Raw genomic sequence first — 22,372 nt, 5'->3', positions numbered from 1 at the left:
AGCCTAGGTTGCAAATTATGAAATCGCCCCAAAACGCCGTCTTAGGCTTGTTCAAGCCGCTTCACAATGCCACAATGTTGTTAAATGCATTCACTGATATCCATCTTACATAAGGCACTTTTCAGGCTTATTTTGAAAGCCAAACCTTACTATTACAATCCAATCGACATTAATGGAGTATTCTTTTGACCTTATACGGCATAAAAAATTGCGATACTGTTCGTAAAGCGCGCAAATGGCTTGAAGCCGAAAAAATTGATTACACGTTTCACGATTTTCGGGAAGACGGTCTAAGTGAAACCACGGTAGCGCTGTGGGCTAATATCGTCGGTTGGGAAACCCTGTTTAATAAACGAAGTACCAGTTTTCGTGGCTTAAATGATGCCGAAAAAAACGATCTCACTCAAGACAAGGCTATCGCATTGATGGTGCAACACCCTACGCTGATCAAGCGCCCAGTTTTAGTTAACAAGGATAAATTGCTGATTGGCTTTAAAGCAGCAGAATATCAAATGTGGTTCGCATAATGAATAATGACGTAGTTGAATTAGCAAAAGATCTGATTTCACGCCCATCGGTAACGCCATTAGATGAAGGTTGCCAAACGTTGATGGCCAATCGTCTTGCCGCCATTGGCTTTAACATTGAGCCAATGGTATTTGAAGACACCACTAACATGTGGGCAAGACGTGGCAATAGCGACCCTGTTTTTTGCTTTGCTGGCCATACCGACGTGGTACCAACAGGCGATCTCAATCGTTGGCACACTCCACCGTTCGAACCCACCATTATTGATAATTATTTACATGGTCGCGGCGCTGCCGACATGAAAGGCTCATTGGCGGCGATGATTATTGCTACCGAACGATTTATCGCCAAACATCCAGATCACAATGGCTCTATTGCTTATTTAATTACCAGTGACGAAGAAGGTCCGTTTATTAACGGTACTACGCGCGTGATTGATACCCTCGAAGCCCGTAATGAAAAAATGACTTGGGCGTTAGTCGGCGAGCCCTCTTCAACGCATAAATTGGGTGATGTGGTCAAAAATGGTCGCCGAGGCAGCTTAACAGGCAACTTAACCGTCAATGGTATTCAAGGTCATGTAGCCTATCCACATTTAGCCGATAATCCTATTCATAAAGCGGTTCCTGCACTAACTGAACTCGCACAAATGCATTGGGACAATGGCAATGAGTTTTTCCCACCCACCAGTTTTCAAATCGCTAACATCAATGGCGGTACGGGCGCATCAAATGTGGTTCCAGGTGAGCTAGCCGTCATGTTTAACTTCCGTTACTCCACTGAGGTGACCGCAGAAGAGTTGATCCAACGGGTAGTGAGTATTCTTGATGCACATGGCTTAGATTATGATATCAACTGGATTTTTAATGGCTTACCGTTTTTAACCGGTGACGGTCCATTACTTGACGCTGCGCGTGAGGCAATTCGTGAAGTCACAGGTTATCAAACCGATCCACAAACCACAGGTGGTACTTCAGATGGACGTTTTATCGCCCCAACGGGCGCACAAGTGTTGGAATTAGGCCCCGTAAACGCCACTATTCATAAGGTCAACGAATGCGTAAATGTGGCCGACTTAGAGATATTGGCCAATTGTTATGAACGCATTTTGGAAAAACTACTGTGCAAATAAGTCCACGGCAGCCCTTGGTCGATATTGCTTGCGAGCAAGCGTCACTTTATGGTTTAGATGATGAAAATCTAGTTGCTATTGGGCAATATTTACTGGAACAGCGCACTGCAGCTGCATTTAACCAGCTGCAAAATGCGGCATCAGCGGCAGGGTTTGATTTGCAAATATGCTCGGCATATCGACCATTTGATCGCCAATTGAGTATTTGGAATGCAAAAGCTTGTGGCCAACGTCCTTTACTCGATAAAACCTCAAATCCCGTAGAGTTTACTACCCTCACGCCACAGCAACTAATTGATACTATTTTGATATGGTCTGCATTACCTGGTGCCTCGAGGCACCATTGGGGTACAGATATTGATGTATATGATGCCAATAGTATTACCCAGCAAGCGTTACAATTAATCACAGCAGAATACTCAGGCAATGGTCCTTGTGCTCCATTGCACCAGTGGCTCAATTTACACGCTGCTCAATTTGGGTTTTATTTCCCGTATCAGCCTCATTTAAGCGGTGTTAGCCCAGAGCCTTGGCATATAAGTTATTTCCCCGTTGCTAATGAATTGTTAGCGCAATTTAGCGCGGTTGAATTAGCAAAAGTGTTGTCTGCTGCAGAAATATCGTTAAAATCATCATTACTTGAACGACTAACCGAGTTAGTTAATCATTACGTTTTTTTTGTTGCGCCCTCTCCGGCTTAATGCCTGTGCGTACGTTCCCTTTGAATGAGTCTGTTATGTCCACTTTAATGCCCCATAAAATAATTGATAATCAGCCACTGTATTACTCGGATGAAGGCCATGGACCTGTGGTTATTTTTTGTCATGGCTTACTCGCAAACAGTCATATGTGGCGAGCACAGATCGATGAATTATCAACACAGTATCGTTGTATCGCCATCGACTTTTGGGGCCATGGTCAAACGACGACTATCCCAGAGACGACTCAAAATTTGCAAGATGTGGCCCAACATGTATTAACACTAATGGATATGCTCAATATTCATTCGGCCGCCATCATAGGCCATGGCAGTGGCGGCGCCATTGCGGCAGAACTGATTTTACATGCCCCAGTTCGTATTAATGGGCTGGTGATGTTAAACAGTTTTGTTGGATTTGAACCGCAAGTCAATTGCATTAAATATCAAGGGTTAATGGCTGAAATAGCCAACAAACAAGCAATATCATCGGAGCTTGCACAGACTATTAGCGGCTTATTTTTCAGTAAAGACATTGAGCAATTAATCACCCAAGATGCCACGCTTACGGCCGAGATAGAGCAATTCAGCACTGAATTAACCACTTATTCCAGCGCGCAAATTGCCGCGTTACTTAAATTTGCCAACATGGCCATCTTTAAACGCGATACCCTCGAATTTGTCGAATCGCTAACATTACCCACATTAGTGACGGTTGGATTAAGCGGCCATTTGCGTACCGCACTGGAAAGTTATTTAATGCATGACTCCATCGATGGCAGTCAATTAGTCCACATAGAACAAACGGGTCACTTAGCTAACATCGAAAAACCGACTATTTTTAATCAGCATCTTATTGATTTTTTGAGTAAAATTAATTTTAATTAATCACTTAAATGGATAGACCAGATCCACCGATATTGCTGATATAATCGAGACAAATGACATATAGTCTGTAATGCGTTACCGGCGAAAACGACCTAATTTGAGCACCAATGAAACTTCTTCAACCTTTATTTGAAAATAATCGCCGTTGGGCTGAACGGATCAACAAAGAAGATCCCACCTTTTTCGAAAAATTAGCAAAACAACAAAATCCTGAGTACCTGTGGATTGGTTGCTCTGACAGTCGAGTGCCTTCTAATCAAATTATCGACTTATTACCGGGTGAAGTATTCGTTCATCGTAATATCGCTAATATGGTGATCCACACTGATTTAAATTGTTTATCGGTGCTGCAATACGCTGTTGATGTGCTGAAAGTAAAGCACATTATGGTCGTTGGGCATTATGGCTGCGGTGGTGTGCGTGCGGCAATGAATCAAGAGCGATTGGGGCTGATTGACAATTGGCTTGGGCATTTGCGTGATATTCATCGTTTTCATTGTGCAGAACTTGAACCCATGACTGAGCAACGGCGTTTTGATCGTCTTTGCGAACTTAATGTTATAGAACAAGTGTCAAATGTCGTGTCGACCAACATAGTCCAAGAAGCATGGGATCGCGGTCAGGATGTAGCAGTACATGGTTGGATTTACGGGGTTAATAACGGATTACTCACCGATTTAGACGTGACCATTGACCGTCTTCATGGCCGAAATTTCGCATAACGGCTCCTTCTATCTGCTTTTACACTTTATCAATAGGTCGTTTATTTAGTAGGCCTTTGTTTATTGTTATTAAAAATATGCAATAAAAGTCGCGAACCACCACTGAAGGACGTTATAATCATCCCGTTTATTTAGCGCTACTATGCGCAGAATTTTTAGGAGATGATTTCCATGCCTGGTTTTGAATTATTTGGTCCTGAAGAAAAGCAGGAAGTTGCTGACGTGATGGAGAACGGTTTTACCTTCCGTTACAATTTTGACCATATGCGCAATGATCGCTGGAAAACCCGCGACATGGAGCAATTACTTTGCGAAAAGATGAACGTTAAACACGCTCATCTAGTATCAAGCGGTACCGCTGCATTACAAACGGCAATGGCAGCAGCGGGCATTGGTGCTGGCGATGAAGTCATTGTTCCTCCATTTACCTTTGTCGCCTCTGTTGAAGCCGTGTTTATGGCCGGTGCTGTACCCATTTTTGCTGAAATTGATGAAACATTGTGTTTATCTCCAGAAGGTATTGAAGCGGCAATCACACCACGTACCAAGGCGATTAACCTGGTTCACATGTGTGGTTCAATGGCTAAGATGGACGAAATCAAAGCAGTATGTAAAAAGCATAACTTGGTGATTTTAGAAGACGCGTGTCAAGCCATCGGTGGCAGTTATAAAGGCCAAGCATTAGGCACAATTGGTGATGTGGGTTGTTACTCTTTTGACTCAGTCAAAACCATTACCTGTGGTGAAGGTGGCGCGATTGTGACCAACAACAGCGAGATTTATAACCATTCACATATGTTTTCAGATCACGGTCATGACCATGTAGGCAATGATCGCGGTGCAGAATCGCACCCAATGATGGGGTTGAATTTCCGTATTTCTGAAATGAATGCGGCAATGGGTTTAGCACAGTTACGTAAGCTTGATAAAATCATTGCTATTCAACGTAAAAACAAGAAAACCATCAAAGATGCTATGGCTTCTATCGCAGAAATTACATTCCGTGAAATTCCTGATCCAGAAGGTGATTCAGCAGGCTTCTTAACATTTATGATGCCAACGGAAGCTCGCACTCAAGAAATTAATAAAAAGCTCGCAGCCAACAAAGTTGATGGTTGTTTTTACTGGTATGTTAACAATTGGCATTATCTTAAAAATTGGAAGCACATCCAAGAGCTTAACGCTCCTGCTGCGTTACCCATTATGTTAATAGCCGATCGCCCAGATTACACTAAGGTGCTAACGCCTAAGTCTGACGCTATCATCAGCCGCACCATTTCGATGCTGATAAAATTATCTTGGACCGATGAGCAAATTGCTGAGCGTATTGAGAATATTAAACGTGCTTTCGCCTAGCATTAATGTCTCTTGGTCAGTGATAGCTGAGAGCACTTTTTACAGAATTTATCTCAATGGAGACACTTGTAATGAGTTTTAAAAATTTTAAATGTGTACCAAAAATGATCTTTGGTCGTGGTTCATTTGTACAACTTGATGTTGTATTAGGTCAAGAACGACAAGACGTAAACGATTTTGTTGTTTTTCTTGTCGATGATGTCCACCAGGGCAAACCACTGGCTGACCGCGTGCCAACTAAAGCACACGACTTAGTTATCTACGTTAACGTAGATGATGAGCCAACCACAGAACAAGTTGATGGTTTAACGGCACAAGTTAAAGCATTTAACAGCCAATTACCTGTGAGCGTCGTCGGTTTAGGTGGCGGTTCAACCATGGATTTGGCTAAAGCGGTATCGTTAATGCTAACTAACCCTGGTAGTTCTTCTGAATACCAAGGCTGGGATTTGATTAAAAACCCTGCGATACATCATATTGGTATTCCAACGGTATCGGGTACTGGTGCTGAAGCGTCACGTACTGCGGTATTGTGCGGACCGGTACGTAAGCTAGGGTTAAACTCTGATTACACCGTATTTGATCAAATCATTATGGACTCTGAATTAATTGCAGGGGTTCCAACAGATCAGTGGTTCTATACCGGTATGGATTGCTTTATCCACTGCGTAGAGTCATTACAAGGTACTTATCTTAACGAGTTTGCTAAAGCCTTCGCTGAAAAATCGATGGATTTATGTCGTCAAGTGTTCTTAAACGACCACCCAGAAAAAGATGACAAATTAATGATGGCATCTTACATGGGCGGCATGAGCATTGCTTATAGCCAAGTAGGTGCATGTCATGCTGTATCTTACGGTCTCGGGTATGTGCTGGGTTATCACCATGGTATTGGTAACTGTTTAGCCTTTGATGTGTTAGAAGAGTTCTACCCTGAAGGCGTGACTGAGTTCCGTAAAATGATGAAAATTCACAACATCACTCTGCCGAAAAATATCTGTAAAGATTTACCAGATGAAACTATCGCTAAGATGGTTGCCGTCACCAAGAGCATGGGCCCACTTTGGGACAATGTGTACGGTAAAGGCTGGGAAGAAAAAGTTACTGATGAAATGCTAACGACGTTATTCCGTCGTATATAATAAACGATACATTTAGTCATAAAGGGCTCTTATGAGCCCTTTTATTTATTGTCTACACCATTGTCACAACCACAAGTAGGTCATATTAATGAACGTTACTCTATTAATCCCTGCACGTTATGGTTCAAGCCGTTTCCCGGGTAAACCACTCGCCCCGATTAATGGTAAACCCATGATCCAACACGTTTATGAACGAGCCTCATTAGCAAGAGGGGTAGATAATATTTATGTCGCTACTGATGACGACCGGATCAAAGACGCGGTTGAATCTTTTGGTGGTAAAGTGGTAATGACCAGCCCAGATGCGGCTTCAGGTACCGACCGTATTAACGATGCCATCGAGCAACTTGGTCTTAGTAATGACGATTTAGTGATTAACTTGCAAGGCGATCAGCCGCTGATTGATCCAATATCAATTGAACAAATCATTACGCTTTTTGAACGTCACCCTAATGAGTTTGACATGGCGACCTTAGGTTTTGAAATTGTCGATAAAGGTGAGTTAGACGATCCATTGCACGTTAAGATGGTATTCGATAATCACCATAATGCATTATATTTCTCACGAGCCCGCATTCCTTTTGGTCGAGATACTAACGACTACCCTGTTTACAAACATTTAGGTATTTATGCATACACTAAGCGTTTTGTGAATGCCTTTGCTAAGTTGCCTTTAGGTAAACTTGAAGACATCGAGAAATTAGAACAGTTACGCGCACTGGAATATGGTTACAAAATTAAAATCGCCATCAGTGCATTTGACTCACCAGAAGTTGATACCCCAGAAGATATTCGCAAGTGTGAGCTACGTTTGGCCGTCGACTAAGCAATAGATATGGATCTAGCCTGCGCTGGCTTAACAGCAAGGCTATAAAATATCAATATTAAACAGGAGTTTACAATGAGTTTAGAAGGCTATGAAGTATGGCTAATTATCATTTTAGTCCTAGGTGTTATCGCGAGTAATATTGCAGTGTTGAAATATTCGGCCAAATTTAAAATGCCTCAATTTGGTGAGCATAAAGGCAAAGAGCTTAACCCTGAGCAAAAAAATAGTTCAGAAGAACTTGATAAAGAATCTTCTACCAAAGAAGGCAAAGACAGTAAAGACAGTAAAGACAGTAAAGACAGTAAAGACAGTAAAGACAAAACACTATAGTGGCCGATTGTCGTATGCCTCAGCAAGCACTGTACAAATAGCATATTGTACATATAAACACTTATACATCTCACACCTAAACCACATAATAAAAAAGCTAACACCATAATAGGGTTAGCTTTAATTTTTATACAACGGGTTAGGCTACTGTATCAGGATTAATGCCCCCATTCGCAAGCGCTATTCAGAGTCGAACTTGACTCGTCGTTGCTCTTGGTTATTCGGCCAAGCATTTATCACCGCTTTCACTAACGACGCTAGCGGTATGGCAAAAAAGACTCCCCACACGCCCCATAAGCCACCAAATACCAACACAGCGGCAATAATCACTACCGGATGTAAATCCACTGCATCAGAAAACAATAGCGGTACCAGCACATTGCCGTCTAACGCCTGAATAATGCCATAGCCTAATATTAAGTATCCAAATTCAGCACTGAAACCCCATTGAAAAAAAGCCACTAACGCAATTGGTAATGTAACCAACGTGGCACCAACATACGGGATCAATACAGACAATCCAGTCAACACACCTAGTAACGTAGAATAACGCAGCCCCATGATGGCAAAAAAGATATAGCTGGCTACGCCTACAATGACAATTTCAATCACTTTACCACGAATATAGTTGAAGATTTGTTGGTCCATTTCAAACCATACTTTTCGCGCTAAACCGCGGTTAGTAGGGAAGAAACGTTTGCTACCTCTCAGCAAAAGGTCTTTGTCTTTTAAAAAGAAAAAAACCAATAATGGCACTAAAATGGCGTACACCATTAACACTAGTAATGACGCAGAATAACCCAGAATTTGTTTACCTAAATCAATAAGATGCTGTGTATCTAGCATTTTATTGATTTCTTCCATCATCGAATCAAGTTGCGATGCACTGACAAATTTAGGATAATCTGCACTAAACTCTCTAACGATTAGCATTCCCTTATCGATCATAGAGGGTAAATCAGTGACCAATGACACCCCTTGACGCCAAATACTGGGTACCAAACCTAACATCAAAATGAGCATCAAACTTAAAAAAACCACCAACACTATCGTTGCGGCGGCGGTTCGACTGATCCTCAGCCGCGACATTTGTGCCACCGGCCACTCAAGCAAAAAGGCTAACACCAAAGCAACGAGCAAGGGCGCAAGTAATCCGGCACCAAAGTACAATGCAAGACCTATCCCAATAATGATAAACATTAACGTTATGGCTTGTGGATCACTAAAACGGGTTTTGTACCAATCAGTTAAAAATTCCAGCATTGAAAAACCTTTTATATAAACAATATCAATTTGTTTTGGTGATGATAAATGACAAACAATGCGATTGATCTGCAATGATTTCAATACCAAAACCCATTTTTTTTATCAACAAGGGAACATCTCGGCGTGAACCAGGGTCAGACAAGAGTACATGTAATTTTTCATCCAGATCCATTTGCTTCAGTAAAAGTTTTACTTTTACCAAAGGATAAGGACAAACATAGGGTGTTAAATCAATTAAAATCATTATCAACTTGCTTTAAACAATCTAGGGCTATTATCCTAGTTTGGACAATAAACCACAAGCAATGTAAATTAAGCATTCTTGTTGGTTAAGATTAAATTTTCGATTCAATCATCATAAAGGTTCCGTTTGCGTAAATTATCATTATTGACCTTTTCAAAAACACTGGCCGCTAGTGCTATTAGCGTTTTGTTTGCTGCCAGTATTGGCCACAGCTTTGCCAATAACGATCTTCCTGATCTTGGCACCGCAGCGGTCAATACTTTTAGTTTAGAAAAAGAAACCGTTTACGGTGATGCCTATATGCGCGTTATACGTTCTTCGGCACCCGTGCTCAGTGACCCGGTGCTGAATCAATATTTATCAGAACTGGGAAATAAGCTGGTTGCTAATGCCACTGGAGTAAAAACACCCTTTTACTTTTTTTTACTGCGCAATGATGAAATCAACGCTTTTGCTTTTTTTGGTGGTCATGTTGGAGTACATAGCGGATTATTTTTAAATGCCGATACCGAAAGTGAATTAGCATCGGTATTAGCCCACGAAATTTCTCACGTCACCCAACGACATTTAGCTCGCTCACTTGAAGCACAAGAAAAGAGTTCGACGGCGACTATTGTGGGGATGTTAGGGGCTATTTTATTAACGATTGCCGCACCTCAAGCCGGTATGGCTGCGCTAGCAACAACTCAAGCATTAGCCACACAATCTAAAATTAACTATACTCGGTTACATGAAAAAGAAGCCGACCGTATTGGAATGCAAATTCTTGTAGATGCTGGATTTGATCCCAATGCTGCCGCTACATTTTTTGGTCAACTTGCTATTCGCTATCGCTTTACCACGACGCCACCGCAAATGTTACTGACACATCCGTTACCAGAATCACGTATTACCGAGGCGCGTAATCGCGCGGCTCAGTACCCTAAACATAATGTTCCTAATAGTTTAAACTTTCAGTTAGCTAAAGCCCGTATCCAAGTACGCTTTTCCAGTTTTAGTGATGATGCAGCGTTATCTTTGTTTGATCAACAACTAAAAAAGAACGAATACTCTTTTAAAGAGGCTGCACTCTATGGCAAAGCCTTAGCACTTTTCCGTTTAGAGAAATTTGATCAAGCTGAAGTCATTATTGATGGGTTACTTAAACAAGATGACAATAATCTGTTTTACATCGACACCAAAACAGACTTATTAGATCAGAAAAAAGATTTTGCGGGGGCGATAGCATTATTAGAAGCTCAACGGAAATTAAAACCGACCTCACAAGTGGTCAACGCTAACTTAGCCAATATTTATGTTCAGGCAGATCAGCCTAAAAAAGCTATCCCGCTGTTAGAAGAACTGATATTTTTCGATAAACAGAACATGTTGCCATATCAAATTATGGCTGATGCATACCGTAAGCTAGACAACAAAGCACTTGAGTATTACAGCAATGCTGAACTGATGGCCTTATCGGCGAACTATAAAGGTGCGATTGACCAACTCAATTATGCCTATCGCTATTCCGATGGCCAAACCTTACAACTGGCGCGAATTGAAGCGAGAATAAGGCAGTTTAGACAAGCGGATAGAGCTATGGAGGCATTAAAATAGCTGCGATAATCTAACCTTATAAGCAATTCTTTGATAGAATAATGACAAACAATAAACCCACTTATTGTTTGCCATTTTTTTAATGACGGACTATGACCATGACAACCACAAAAACGACGATACTACATAACCCGCGCTGTTCAAAAAGTCGTGAAACATTGGCATTGCTGCAAGCAAATAATGCCGATGTCACTGTTGTTGAATATTTAAAGACGCCACCCACTACCGCAGAAATCCATACAATATTACAGCAACTTGGCTTAACGGCTCGCCAACTTATGCGCACCAAAGAAGACGAATATAAAGCTCAGAATTTGGCGGATACATCGTTATCGGAAGCTCAACTTATCGCTGCAATGGTAGCAACACCTAAATTAATTGAGCGCCCTATTGTGTTAGCGAACAACAAAGCTGCCATTGGTCGTCCACCTGAAAATGTTTTGTCTATTCTTTAACGAGTAAAATAATGACTTCACAAACCTTGTTTCAACTAAGTCGAATTGGTTACCTTGCATTACTCTTGTTGCTCAGCGGCTGGTTTATTCAACAAGGTATAAATGGAACTTACTCGCTAGGATTCAGCTTAATATGGATTGTACCTTTATTGTTGCCGCTAAAAGGTATTTTAACGGGTAACCCATACACTTATGCATGGGCGAGTTTTATTCTGTGTTTGTATTTATTACATGGATTAACCCTAGCTTATGTCACCACTGACGCCCTTGTTTTTGCCCTAATTGAATCGGTGCTTATTTGCGTACTACTTGTCAGTTTTCCGTTTTATGCCCGCATACGTGGCCGAGAGTTGGGATTAGGGTTAAAGAAAAAATCTGAGCAACAATAACCAACCTTCATTTTTGTTGCCTCACTAAGCGCCTTCGGGCGCTTTTTTGTTAGTTGCATTTATACAAAACAGCATGCTACATTATTTTGCTAACAGGATGTTATAAAAATGTATTTTTAAATAATAATAAAATAGACAGGGAGGTTTAATGAAGTTATCGCAAAATTTAGGGATCTACAGTCTTTTAGCCAGTGCCATACTAGTTAGCGCCTGCGGAGGAGATTCAGACAATAACAATCCAGGTGTACCTACCTCATCCACTTTCGAAATCTGCAGTGAAAATATTACTTATTCCATTGCCGACACAAACTCTCAACTGACTTTTATTCTTGAACACGATTATGCCAAAGACAAACCAGGTAGCATTATTGCCAGTATCAATGAACAAGACAGTATTGGAAAAACATTTTTGTGGCAGCAGATTTCAGGACCCAGTCTTGAACTTGCTGCAGTTAATAGCCAAGTATTAGCATTCACACCCACAAGTAACCAAGATTACGCTTTTAAAGTGACGGTCTCTGGCGATAACATCAACATTGAAGAAACGGTATCAATTACTGCCGATTCTAATGACAATCTTTTACGCATTAATAGCGATCATCAAATGGTGAATAGAACTGATGCGAGTTTGCGTATACAGAATATAAACGGCCAAGTACCTGAAAATATCAGTTGGTGCATGTATCCGAGTGCTAATAATAAAGCCTTTACCAACGTGGATTTAAGTGACATAAATAGGCCGTTTTTTGTTGCGCCAAACGTCGATACCGATCAACTATTCAGTCTTAAAGCCACTGCCACATTTGACGGCCAAACCATTAGTGATGACGTCAATTTACTCGTAACCAAAGAAAAAACCACCCCATCGGACGCCTACTTCAGCTACCCCATTGCACGAATGCACCCTTACAAGCCTGACTCACCATATGCAAACCAACTAATCTCTTGTGTTTACTCGAACCAATTCGTTGATCCATGCAACATCATTAATGAGTTGCCCTTTATTAGCCAAGATACCAATCTCGATCCTATCGATACGATTATGGACAGAGTGGTCGTGTCGCACGACTGGATGGGGGCAAACTTTGAAGCCTATTTACGTACACAAACTCATAATGATTTTGTAGAATTGTTGCAATCAGTGACTGCTGTCGTCATCAGTTACGATATCAGACCAGCCTTTTATACTGGTTTTATAGGAGCAATATATCTTGATCCTGAATACCTGTGGCTAACTTCTGCCCAGCGAGATACGATTAATGAAACGCCTGATTATCGCAGCAACTTTGGTGAAGACCTGAATTATTTATCTCCCTATCGTTATGTTAAAGATAATGCTTATGCAAGTGAATACATAGAAAAAGGTAATCGCATCAACCGCACGATTGACAGCATGTCTTATGATTTAGCTGATTTGCTCTATCATGAACTGGCTCACGCAAATGATTATTATCCACAAAGCATGCATGCCAATATTCAAGGACCTACCTTAATAGACGAATATCAGCGTCGTGATGAATCGAATGCCATGACATCAGCTCAACTCAATATACGCTATCCATTAACCAGTAATGAGATGTATGGTCTTGCAAAAGTAAATCATGCCGGTGAATCTGCAAATAACACCCAAAAAGCCTATACTCCAAGTGATGTAGCGCTATTTTTCTCAAGTGACCTCGCCAACGATGATTATGCTTATTCATCAACACGAGAAGATGTTGCCATGCTATTTGAAGAAGTGATGTTGAGCCATCGATATGGTATTTTGCGTGATATCGCCATTACTGACAAACCAGAAATTGAGACAAGCTCGACGATTGTGGTTGAATGGGGCCAACGCGGCCGAGTCGGTCAACCTGAGTTATACGATCGCGCTAGTTACGTCTTGAGCCAAATGTTACCTGAAATAGAGGTAAGACAAGTGATGGATGGTTTACCTGCACCAGTAGCGTTAGTTAAAGGCCAAACCTGGGCACAAAACTTGCTTCTAACAACTGATCCATCAAAATCTTCACAGAAAATTTCATCACAAACTGAAAAAAATTCTGTTGACACTAGACCATTGCAATTTAGTGGCAGTGATCACGTGAAGCAATAAGCCATTGACTCACGCAATAAAAAACGCCAAATGAATGCATTTGGCGTTTTTTATTGTCTAATCGGATAGACTGATGGCGATAATTTTATTTCTAATGAATTAAACCCTAAGGCACTAAAGGCTAAGCATCTCTTTAATAAACGGGATGGTTAACTTACGTTGGTGCACCATCGAAGCTTTATCTAATTTATCGAGTACATCAAACAAAGAACGTAAATCACGCGCCATTCGAGTCAGTAAAAATCGTCCTACGTCATCTGACAACTGCAGTCCTCGCATTGCCGCTCGGCGTTGCAAAGCAACTAGTTTTTCGTCGTCTGCCATCGGTTGAAGTTGATAAATTAAGCCCCACTGCATACGAGAAACCAGATCTGGCAACAAAAAACCCGTTTCAGAAGGTGAAGCTTTGCCGCTGACAATCAGGCGGCAATCTTGTTGTTCAGCAATACGATTATACAAATGAAAAATCGCTTCTTCCCATATAAGGTTACCCGCTATCGCTTCTATATCATCAATACAAATCAATTCAAGAGATTCTAGGCCCTCAAATAATGCCGGTGAAATGCTTGCGTGGATACCTAATGGAATATAGAGAGTGCGGCGTTCCGAGTCATTAGCATGGGCGCAGGCAGCATGCATTAAATGTGTTCGGCCTGATTTTTCAGGACCATAGACATATAAAGAAGAAGCCAACCTCCCCTCAGCACTGGCTTGAAGTTTTTGGATCAACTCGTCGTTACCCGAAGCCGGGTAATAACTTTGGAAGGTTTCATCGTCAGGTAAATAAACGGGTAAAGATAATTGTCTTGGTGAGTTTTGTGTCACTCAGATAGGTCTCAAAATCATAAACGAACTAACACTATTATATACCTAAGTCGCTCAATTATGCGAGTTTCAACGACAAACCTGCACATAACGAGTCTTGGTACAGTATTTAACGCTGCACTATTACAATGTACCGCGCACCAGTAATACTTATTAGCCTAACCATTGATAAATCAATTTGGGTTTGGTGTCGTCAGTCTTAGACTCATAAAATGACTCTACACTGCCCTTTGTATCTAATTGTGATAGCCGACTATCAATATTAAGCAGCCGCTGTAAATCGTCTACACTACTAAACAGCGCTATCGAGTAAGTAGCAGAATCACCCTTGAACTGGCTAAGCTTAATCGACTTTACTGCACTGAGCTGACGAAGATAGGTCTCAACATGCACCACTTGAATCATGTTATTTAACCCAGTAAAGCTGACTTGTGTTGCAACATCACTACCTGTAGAGGCGATTGCATACTGGCTAATATAATAATCGGCCAGAATGTTCATCATTTGTTTAGTCGCTTGTTTATAATCAGCAGCATTACCTTGTTGTGAAATTAATGCTTGTAACACGCCATTAGTTCTATTTTTATCAAATAATTTAAAGGAGAAATGGACATTACCGCCTTGAGTGTCCACATTCGCAACGGCAAAGTAATCCGCTTGATAACGCGCAGATGCATTGGCTAATACATCAGTAAACATCCCTCGTACATCAGTGATACTCACTTGCATAACATCATCCAAGTCCATAATCGGCAGCAATAATGGTATGCCTTTATTAGTAGACTCTTGAGCCAACTCAATACGAATATCTGCCGAAGAAGCATCAGCTAACACAGTCGGCTCATTGTTCTCATTGACAGACATCCATAACAGGGTCAAGGGTCGCTGACTACCCCAAACAGGTAAACCTGCTTGACGTAACGTTGAAATAATCCGTTGATGGTCAAAACTGGCCTTGAGCATTAGCTCGCCATTTTTTTCATAATAACCATATTGAGTCAAAATGACTTCTGGTGTATTAATTTGAGCCTTAACCAATGGATTTAACACCACGCTAGGCAGACCAGAATTTTTTATGAAAACGGCAGCTAATGCCTCTTTGAGGCCGTGATCTTTAACATCGTTTGCGCGTGAGCTTACCGCAATATCCGCTTCATCAAGCTTGCCGACTTCTGCAGCTTGCACGAGCGCGATTGAGGTAAGCGCAAACAGGGGTAACACAATGAGATTAATTAGTTTTTTCAGCATCTGATAACATAAACGCAGCAAATAAAAGTAGGCAAATTATATCATAATAAAATTTCATCGAGTAATAGATAACGAAAACTCTTTTTTGCACAAACATATTGAAAGGAAGTGATTGATCTTTTGAGATAAATTTTACAACAGTTTATGGCCGTTTTATCCAAGGCAACGTTTATGGTGTGTCGATGTTCGAGATGAATAAGTGATAATGCAGTAGAAAGAAGCCACAAACGCTGCCGGAGGGTTCGGCTAAACCGCGGTAATGATGTTAAGCAAGTGTCTTTGTAAGCTAGGGTCTTTGTTACAAGAGACAGGCTTACTTAGAGACTTTGTCTCTAACACTTGCGCCGCATCATTTTAAGCAAAGAGCTAACTCGCTTATCGCGAAAAAATTTTGACAGCTCGAGTTCAACAAGACCTGGGTATTGTAGCCATATCGAATAACAATAATCGCTACAGCGCCCTATAAGTTGTTATGCATATGATCGCTTTTATGTGACAATTCGCGCCGTTTAATCACACGCTAACTTTCTAATCAAAGATGGAGAAAAATATGAAACGCGTGTTAATTCCGCTACAAGGCGCACAAATGTTATTTGTCGCTTTTGGTGCACTAGTGCTAATGCCGTTATTAACGGGCCTAGACACAAGTGTTGCCTTGTTTACTGCCGGTTTCGGTACCCTACTGTTTCAATTAGTCACCAAACGTCAAGTCCCCGTCTTTCTCGCTTCTTCCTTTGCCTTTATCGCGCCGATTTTATATGGCGTACAAACATGGGGTATTCCTGCCACCATGGGCGGATTAATGGCTGCAGGTGGTATGTATATGCTACTTGGATTAACAGTAAAGTTACGTGGCACAAAATTTATTCATACTCTATTGCCTCCTGTTGTCGTTGGCCCAGTCATCATGATCATTGGTTTAGGCTTGGCACCGGTTGCGGTCAATATGGCGTTAGGCAAAAGCGGTGATGGCAGTCTCATCATCGTCGAGCCAAATATCGCATTAATCATTTCTCTTTCTGCATTAATGACGACTATCATAGTCGCGGTATTTGCCAAAGGGTTAGTCCGTTTAATGCCTATTCTCGCCGGTATTTTAGTGGGTTATTCTGTCAGCTTAGCTAATGGTATTGTCGACTTTACGCCTGTCAGTGAAGCGCCTTGGTTCGCGATGCCAAACTTTGTGGCCCCTGAGTTTAACTGGCACGCGATATTATTTATGATCCCAGTCGCTATTGCCCCCGCGGTAGAACATATTGGCGATATTTTAGCGATATCAAATGTCACTAGAAAAGACTTTTTCAAAAAGCCTGGTTTACATCGCACCCTAATCGGCGATGGCATTGCTACGATTGCTGCATCGGCACTGGGCGGTCCTCCTAATACAACATACAGCGAGGTCACCGGCGCAGTTACACTGACTAAAAGCTTTGACCCGCGCATTATGACTTGGACTGCTATCACCGCGATTACCTTAGCCTTTATCGGCAAACTGGGCGCTATGATGCAAACCATTCCCGTTCCGGTCATGGGTGGCATTATGTGCTTACTGTTTGGCTCTATTGCAGCGGTGGGATTAAATACATTAATTCGTAATCAAGTCGATTTATCAGAACCACGCAATCTGAGTATTGTCGGGGTAACATTAGTGTTTGGTATTGGCGGAATGGCTTTTGGTATTGGCTCGTTCAGTTTAACAGGTATCAGCTTGTGCGGTATCGTGGCTATTTTCATGAACCTGATTTTACCTGCCGTGAGAAAGCCACAAACAGACGAGTAATATCCTTTTACAGCATCGTTAAGTAAACACATATAAAATGTAAAATAAAAAAGCCCCAATAGCGATTAGCATTGGGGCTTTTTATTGAACGCTTAACGCACTCAATCAATAGCAATTATTCTGCAGCATCTTCTGTACGGAACTTATCAGCTGTCGCTTTGATGATTGGCTGAAGTTCACCTTTTTGGAACATTTCAGTGATGATGTCACAACCACCAATCAATTCGCCTTCAACCCATAATTGTGGGAATGTTGGCCAATTAGCAAATTTTGGTAATTCAGCACGAATATCTGGGTGCTGTAAAATATCTACGAAGGCAAATTGTTCACCACAGTTGATCATCACTTGAGCAACTTGAGATGAAAATCCACAGCTTGGTAGTTTAGGCGAACCTTTCATGTACACAATAATTGGGTTTTCGCTAATTTGCTGTTTAATCTTTTCTACAGTTTCCATTTGATTTCCTAATTACAACGACTGAACATATAGTGACTATTGTACGACACCTAGACAAAGAACAAAATGCCACAGTTTGTAGGGTTTTTTTAAAATCGATAAAATCGATTACTGCAATCCACATAATTCCCTAAACAATGATTCACATCACAAAAATAATCAGTACAATGGTCCTAAATGAATGTTACCTGATGGGTAAACAAAACGATAACCTGAATCCATGGAGAAATACTAATGGCTTTCGAACTACCAGCATTACCTTATGCAAAGAACGCACTTGAACCACACATTTCTCAAGAAACCATTGAGTTCCATTATGGTAAGCATCACAACACCTATGTGGTAAAACTAAACGGTTTAGTTGAAGGAACTGAATTTGCTGGCAAAACACTAGAAGAAGTTGTTAAAACTTCAACTGGTGGTATGTTCAACAACTCAGCTCAAGTTTGGAACCACACTTTTTACTGGAACTGCTTAGCACCTAACGCTGGCGGCGAAGCAACTGGCGATATCGCTGCTGCTATCAATGCTTCTTTTGGTTCTTTTGAAGAATTCAAAGCTAAATTTACCGATTCTGCAGTAAACAACTTCGGTAGCGCTTGGACATGGTTAGTGAAAAAAGCTGACGGTTCATTAGCGATTGTTAACACTAGCAATGCTGCTACTCCATTAACTGACGAATCAGTTACCATTCTATTAACGGTAGACGTATGGGAACATGCTTACTACGTTGATTACCGTAACGCACGTCCAGAGTATTTAGCTCACTTCTGGCAACTTGTTAACTGGGAATTTGTTAACAACAACTTTGCTGCTTAATGTTAATTAATAGCAAAAATCAAAGGAGCCGTTAAGGCTCCTTTTTTATGCATTAAAATCCACCAAAAGTACCACGACTCTGACAGCTTTATTTTTGCAACTATTGCAAATGCTACTGTTTGTCTTTGTTTTTATTTAATTTATTTTTCATTAAAACTTCGCCAAGTTATTTTTCCTGTCCTACACTTTAGTCGTAAAGCCTAATATTGCGCCACCGACTCATCACCACATTATAGACCATCGCGTTAATCACTCTGGCTTTTTAAGCAATACAACTGCACGTTTTTAAGGGGTTACTATGGGCATTTTTGAGCATTATCAACAACGTTATCAAAAAAAACGCGACGAAGAATATACCTTAGAGCAATTTCTCGCTATCTGTAAACAAGATAAAAGTGCCTTTGCATCTGCTGCTGAACGTTTATTAATGGCCATTGGTGAACCGCAGATCATCGACACAGCAAAAAATCCGATCTTAAGTCGAATATTTTCTAATCGTGTTATTGCAAGCTATCCATCGTTTAAAGATTTCTATGGCATGGAGGACGCGATTGAACAAATTGTGGCCTATTTAAAACATTCTGCTCAAGGCTTAGAAGAATCAAAACAAATATTGTATCTATTAGGCCCTGTCGGTGGCGGTAAATCATCGCTAGCCGAAAAACTCAAAGCATTGATGCAGCAAGTGCCCATTTATATATTAAGTGCCGATGGCATTCGCAGCCCTGTCAACGACCATCCTTTTTGCTTGTTTGACCCAGAAGAAGATAGCGAATTACTTAAAAACGAATACAACATTCCCAGCCGTTATATTAAAACAATTATGTCTCCTTGGGCGGTAAAACGTTTACATCAATATGGTGGTGATATTGCTAAATTTCGAGTGGTTAAAGTTTATCCGTCGATATTAGACCAAATTGGTATCGCCAAAACAGAACCCGGGGATGAAAACAATCAAGATATATCAGCACTAGTGGGTAAAGTTGATATTCGTCAGTTAGAACATTTCTCACAAGATGATGCCGATGCCTACGCCTACTCTGGAGCATTATGTCGAGCCAACCAAGGATTAATGGAGTTTGTCGAAATGTTTAAAGCGCCGATTAAGGTGCTCCATCCATTATTGACCGCTACACAGGAAGGCAATTATAACAGCACTGAAGGCTTGTCTGCGTTACCGTACAACGGCATTATTTTGGCCCATTCCAATGAATCCGAATGGTCGACGTTTAGAAACAATAAAAACAATGAGGCGTTTTTAGATCGCGTCTATATCGTTAAGGTGCCCTACTGCTTACGGGTTTCTGAAGAGATGGAAATTTATCAAAAATTGTTAGCCAACTCCGAATTATCAACTGCATCTTGCGCACCAGGCACACTTGAAACCCTGGCTCAATTTAGCGTGTTATCACGTTTGATCGCACCTGAAAACTCATCGATTTATTCAAAAATGCGCGTCTATAACGGTGAAAGCTTAAAAGACACCGATCCTAAAGCCAAATCCTACCAAGAATACCGAGATTACGCCGGCGTAGATGAAGGCATGCAAGGTTTATCGACTCGTTTCGCCTTTAAGATTTTATCAAGAGTATTCAATTTTGACAGTGCAGAAATAGCGGCCAATCCGGTTCATTTATTTTATGTACTCGAAAAGCAAATTGAACAAATGCAATTTCCCAATGACATTAGCGAAAAATATCTAGAGTTTCTGAAAGGTTATTTAATCCCTAAATATGTTGAATTTATTGGTAAAGAAATTCAAACCGCCTATCTTGAGTCTTATTCAGAATACGGACAAAACATTTTTGATCGCTATGTCACCTATGCAGATTTTTGGATCCAAGATCAAGAATATCGAGATCCTGAAACCGGACAATTATTTGATCGTGGAGCACTCAATGCTGAACTAGAGAAAATAGAAAAGCCAGCGGGGATAAGTAATCCAAAAGATTTCCGTAATGAGATTGTCAATTTTGTCTTACGTGCGAGAGCCAATAATGAAGGCAATAATCCGTTGTGGACCAGCTATGAAAAGCTGCGCATTGTCATAGAAAAGAAAATGTTTTCTAATACAGAAGATCTGTTACCGGTTATTTCATTTAACGGCAAAACATCCAATGATGATCAGCGTAAGCATGACGATTTTGTTAATCGCATGATGGAAAAAGGCTACACCAAAAAACAAGTCAGATTATTGTCAGAATGGTATTTACGAGTGCGGAAATCATCGTAAAAACCCAATATTGGCAGAGTAGATAGTCAATGACTCTGGCAGAAATATGACTTGGGAGAGGCGTATGGCTAATTTTATTGATAGACGACTCAACGCAAAAGGCAAGAGCACCGTTAATCGGCAGCGTTTTATTGAACGTTACAAAAAACAAATCAAAAAAGCCGTCGGTGATGCGGTAACACGTCGCAGTGTCACTGATATTGATAAAGGAGAAGAGATCAGTATTCCGACTCGAGATCTCAGTGAACCGCTGTTTAGACAAGGTCAAGGCGGGAAGCGTGATCGTGTTCACCCGGGTAATGATCAATTTAATCGCGGTGATCAAATTCAACGCCCTAAGGGCGGACAAGGAAATGGATCTGGACAGGGCGAAGCTTCAAACTCTGGTGAGGGAGATGACGATTTTGTGTTTCAAATATCAAAAGATGAATATTTGGAACTGTTATTTGAAGATTTAGAATTGCCCAACTTGCAAAAAAACCGCCTCAATAAACTGATAGAGTACCAAACTTACCGTGCAGGCTTCACCAATGATGGTGTACCAGCCAATATTAATATTGTCAGATCGATACGTTCATCACTTGCAAGGCGCATTGCCATGAGTGGTGGAAAAAAGAAAGCGCTCAAACAATTAGAAGCCGAATTAGCGTTACTTGAAGATACGCCAGGGGCCAAAGCTGAGATAATTTTAGCCATTAAAGAACAAATATCAGTACTCAAGCAGCAAATCGCTAAAGTGCCCTTTCTTGATACCTTTGATTTACGTTATAACAACTATGCCAAACGTGAAATCCCCTCCAGCCAAGCGGTAATGTTCTGTTTAATGGACGTATCTGGCTCTATGGATCAAACAACCAAGGATATGGCTAAGCGTTTTTATATTCTGCTGTACCTATTTCTTACTCGCAGTTATCAAAACCTCGAGGTGGTCTATATTCGCCACCATACACAAGCCAAAGAAGTTGATGAACACGAGTTTTTTTACTCACAAGAAACCGGTGGAACTATCGTATCAAGTGCGTTAAAACTGATGCACGAAATACAACAAGCACGTTACCCCGAAACTGAATGGAATATTTATGCTGCTCAAGCATCTGACGGCGATAATTGGTCTGATGACTCCCCAACTTGCCATGAAATACTGGCGAAACATATTTTACCAAAAGTGCGTTACTTCAGTTATATAGAGATAAGCCATCGAGCTCATCAGACGCTGTGGGACCAGTATGAACAACTACAACAGCAGTTTGATAACATTGCGGTACAGCATATTCACCAAGTTGAAGATATCTACCCTGTATTTCGCGAACTTTTTAAAAAACAAGCTATATAGGGGGC

General features: G+C 41.0%; 22 protein-coding genes. 17 read left to right on the top strand and 5 right to left on the bottom strand.

Features of this window, described 5'->3' with window-relative positions; all coding sequences use genetic code 11:
* The first annotated feature begins 185 nt into the window (after nucleotides 1-185).
* From AAEZ00_RS10755 to AAEZ00_RS10715, 9 genes are all read left to right on the top strand, one after another.
* Nucleotides 186-527 carry an ArsC family reductase gene (locus tag AAEZ00_RS10755; protein WP_124011646.1) on the top strand — a complete coding sequence of 114 codons (342 nt, stop codon included), beginning with the start codon at nucleotides 186-188 and terminating at the stop codon, nucleotides 525-527.
* On the top strand, nucleotides 527-1,660 hold the full coding sequence (dapE, locus tag AAEZ00_RS10750) for a succinyl-diaminopimelate desuccinylase (protein ID WP_124011647.1): 1,134 nt from the start codon (nucleotides 527-529) through the stop codon (nucleotides 1,658-1,660). Before AAEZ00_RS10755 ends, dapE begins: the two co-directional genes overlap by 1 nt.
* Nucleotides 1,651-2,361 carry a M15 family metallopeptidase gene (locus tag AAEZ00_RS10745; protein WP_124011648.1) on the top strand — a complete coding sequence of 237 codons (711 nt, stop codon included), beginning with the start codon at nucleotides 1,651-1,653 and terminating at the stop codon, nucleotides 2,359-2,361. The genes dapE and AAEZ00_RS10745 overlap by 10 nt, the downstream gene beginning before the upstream one ends.
* Before the next feature lie 35 nt (nucleotides 2,362-2,396).
* Nucleotides 2,397-3,245, top strand: a complete 849-nt coding sequence (locus AAEZ00_RS10740; protein ID WP_164839494.1) for an alpha/beta fold hydrolase — start codon at nucleotides 2,397-2,399, stop codon at nucleotides 3,243-3,245.
* Between the two features lie 107 nt (nucleotides 3,246-3,352).
* The gene (gene can, locus AAEZ00_RS10735; protein ID WP_101031906.1) at nucleotides 3,353-3,967 is read left to right on the top strand and encodes a carbonate dehydratase; all 615 of its coding nucleotides are present in this window, start codon (nucleotides 3,353-3,355) and stop codon (nucleotides 3,965-3,967) included.
* 171 nt (nucleotides 3,968-4,138) lie between these two features.
* Nucleotides 4,139-5,323, top strand: coding sequence for an 8-amino-3,8-dideoxy-alpha-D-manno-octulosonate transaminase KdnA (kdnA, locus tag AAEZ00_RS10730; RefSeq protein WP_124011650.1), 1,185 nt, complete (start codon nucleotides 4,139-4,141; stop codon nucleotides 5,321-5,323).
* Between the two features lie 71 nt (nucleotides 5,324-5,394).
* Entirely contained in the window at nucleotides 5,395-6,465 is a 1,071-nt protein-coding gene (kdnB, locus tag AAEZ00_RS10725; RefSeq protein WP_351077307.1) for a 3-deoxy-alpha-D-manno-octulosonate 8-oxidase KdnB, read from the top strand.
* 88 nt (nucleotides 6,466-6,553) lie between these two features.
* The gene (gene kdsB, locus AAEZ00_RS10720; protein WP_124011652.1) at nucleotides 6,554-7,291 is read left to right on the top strand and encodes an 8-amino-3,8-dideoxy-manno-octulosonate cytidylyltransferase KdsB; all 738 of its coding nucleotides are present in this window, start codon (nucleotides 6,554-6,556) and stop codon (nucleotides 7,289-7,291) included.
* A gap of 75 nt (nucleotides 7,292-7,366) precedes the next feature.
* On the top strand, nucleotides 7,367-7,624 hold the full coding sequence (locus tag AAEZ00_RS10715; protein ID WP_124011653.1) for a DUF2897 family protein: 258 nt from the start codon (nucleotides 7,367-7,369) through the stop codon (nucleotides 7,622-7,624).
* A gap of 180 nt (nucleotides 7,625-7,804) precedes the next feature.
* Here the strand turns inward: AAEZ00_RS10715 and AAEZ00_RS10710 are convergent, their stop codons facing one another.
* Together AAEZ00_RS10710 and AAEZ00_RS10705 are read right to left on the bottom strand one after the other, a co-directional pair.
* Complete coding sequence (locus AAEZ00_RS10710) at nucleotides 7,805-8,887, bottom strand: AI-2E family transporter (RefSeq protein WP_101031911.1); 1,083 nt, start codon at nucleotides 8,885-8,887, stop codon at nucleotides 7,805-7,807.
* 25 nt (nucleotides 8,888-8,912) lie between these two features.
* Nucleotides 8,913-9,134, bottom strand: a complete 222-nt coding sequence (locus AAEZ00_RS10705) for a sulfurtransferase TusA family protein (protein WP_101031912.1) — start codon at nucleotides 9,132-9,134, stop codon at nucleotides 8,913-8,915.
* A gap of 126 nt (nucleotides 9,135-9,260) precedes the next feature.
* Between AAEZ00_RS10705 and bepA the strand changes: the two genes are divergently transcribed.
* From bepA to AAEZ00_RS10685, 4 genes are all read left to right on the top strand, one after another.
* Complete coding sequence (gene bepA / locus AAEZ00_RS10700; protein ID WP_101031913.1) at nucleotides 9,261-10,730, top strand: beta-barrel assembly-enhancing protease; 1,470 nt, start codon at nucleotides 9,261-9,263, stop codon at nucleotides 10,728-10,730.
* Between the two features lie 98 nt (nucleotides 10,731-10,828).
* Nucleotides 10,829-11,185: an arsenate reductase (glutaredoxin) gene (gene arsC / locus AAEZ00_RS10695; protein WP_101034680.1), complete on the top strand. Its 357-nt coding sequence runs from the start codon at nucleotides 10,829-10,831 to the stop codon at nucleotides 11,183-11,185.
* Nucleotides 11,186-11,196: 11 nt separating this feature from the next.
* On the top strand, nucleotides 11,197-11,574 hold the full coding sequence (locus AAEZ00_RS10690) for a DUF2069 domain-containing protein (protein ID WP_101031914.1): 378 nt from the start codon (nucleotides 11,197-11,199) through the stop codon (nucleotides 11,572-11,574).
* A gap of 148 nt (nucleotides 11,575-11,722) precedes the next feature.
* A complete protein-coding gene (locus tag AAEZ00_RS10685; RefSeq protein WP_351077313.1) occupies nucleotides 11,723-13,672 on the top strand; it encodes a hypothetical protein in 1,950 nt (649 codons plus the stop codon).
* A gap of 114 nt (nucleotides 13,673-13,786) precedes the next feature.
* Here AAEZ00_RS10685 and hda read toward each other — a convergent pair whose 3' ends face one another.
* On the bottom strand, nucleotides 13,787-14,497 hold the full coding sequence (gene hda, locus AAEZ00_RS10680) for a DnaA inactivator Hda (RefSeq protein WP_101031916.1): 711 nt from the start codon (nucleotides 14,495-14,497) through the stop codon (nucleotides 13,787-13,789).
* A gap of 153 nt (nucleotides 14,498-14,650) precedes the next feature.
* Nucleotides 14,651-15,745 (bottom strand): DUF2066 domain-containing protein, encoded by a 1,095-nt coding sequence (locus tag AAEZ00_RS10675; RefSeq protein WP_351077316.1) that lies wholly within the window; start codon nucleotides 15,743-15,745, stop codon nucleotides 14,651-14,653.
* 550 nt (nucleotides 15,746-16,295) lie between these two features.
* On the opposite strand from AAEZ00_RS10675, the gene AAEZ00_RS10670 reads away from it, so the two are divergent.
* Nucleotides 16,296-17,525: a uracil-xanthine permease family protein gene (locus tag AAEZ00_RS10670; RefSeq protein WP_101031918.1), complete on the top strand. Its 1,230-nt coding sequence runs from the start codon at nucleotides 16,296-16,298 to the stop codon at nucleotides 17,523-17,525.
* A gap of 115 nt (nucleotides 17,526-17,640) precedes the next feature.
* On the opposite strand, the gene grxD is transcribed toward AAEZ00_RS10670, so the two are convergent.
* Nucleotides 17,641-17,982 carry a Grx4 family monothiol glutaredoxin gene (gene grxD / locus AAEZ00_RS10665; RefSeq protein WP_011637214.1) on the bottom strand — a complete coding sequence of 114 codons (342 nt, stop codon included), beginning with the start codon at nucleotides 17,980-17,982 and terminating at the stop codon, nucleotides 17,641-17,643.
* A 234-nt stretch (nucleotides 17,983-18,216) separates the two neighbouring features.
* On the opposite strand from grxD, the gene sodB reads away from it, so the two are divergent.
* From sodB to AAEZ00_RS10650, 3 genes are all read left to right on the top strand, one after another.
* Nucleotides 18,217-18,801: a superoxide dismutase [Fe] gene (gene sodB, locus AAEZ00_RS10660; protein ID WP_101031919.1), complete on the top strand. Its 585-nt coding sequence runs from the start codon at nucleotides 18,217-18,219 to the stop codon at nucleotides 18,799-18,801.
* A gap of 298 nt (nucleotides 18,802-19,099) precedes the next feature.
* Complete coding sequence (locus AAEZ00_RS10655) at nucleotides 19,100-21,034, top strand: PrkA family serine protein kinase (protein WP_101031920.1); 1,935 nt, start codon at nucleotides 19,100-19,102, stop codon at nucleotides 21,032-21,034.
* 64 nt (nucleotides 21,035-21,098) lie between these two features.
* Complete coding sequence (locus tag AAEZ00_RS10650; protein WP_124011658.1) at nucleotides 21,099-22,367, top strand: YeaH/YhbH family protein; 1,269 nt, start codon at nucleotides 21,099-21,101, stop codon at nucleotides 22,365-22,367.
* Nucleotides 22,368-22,372: the final 5 nt, after the last annotated feature.

The organism is Shewanella sp. S1-49-MNA-CIBAN-0167 (assembly GCF_040310145.1).
GTDB classification, from domain to species: Bacteria; Pseudomonadota; Gammaproteobacteria; order Enterobacterales; family Shewanellaceae; genus Shewanella; species Shewanella psychromarinicola.
Note: the sequence above shows the minus strand (reverse complement) of the source record. Positions and strands in the feature narration are given on the sequence as shown.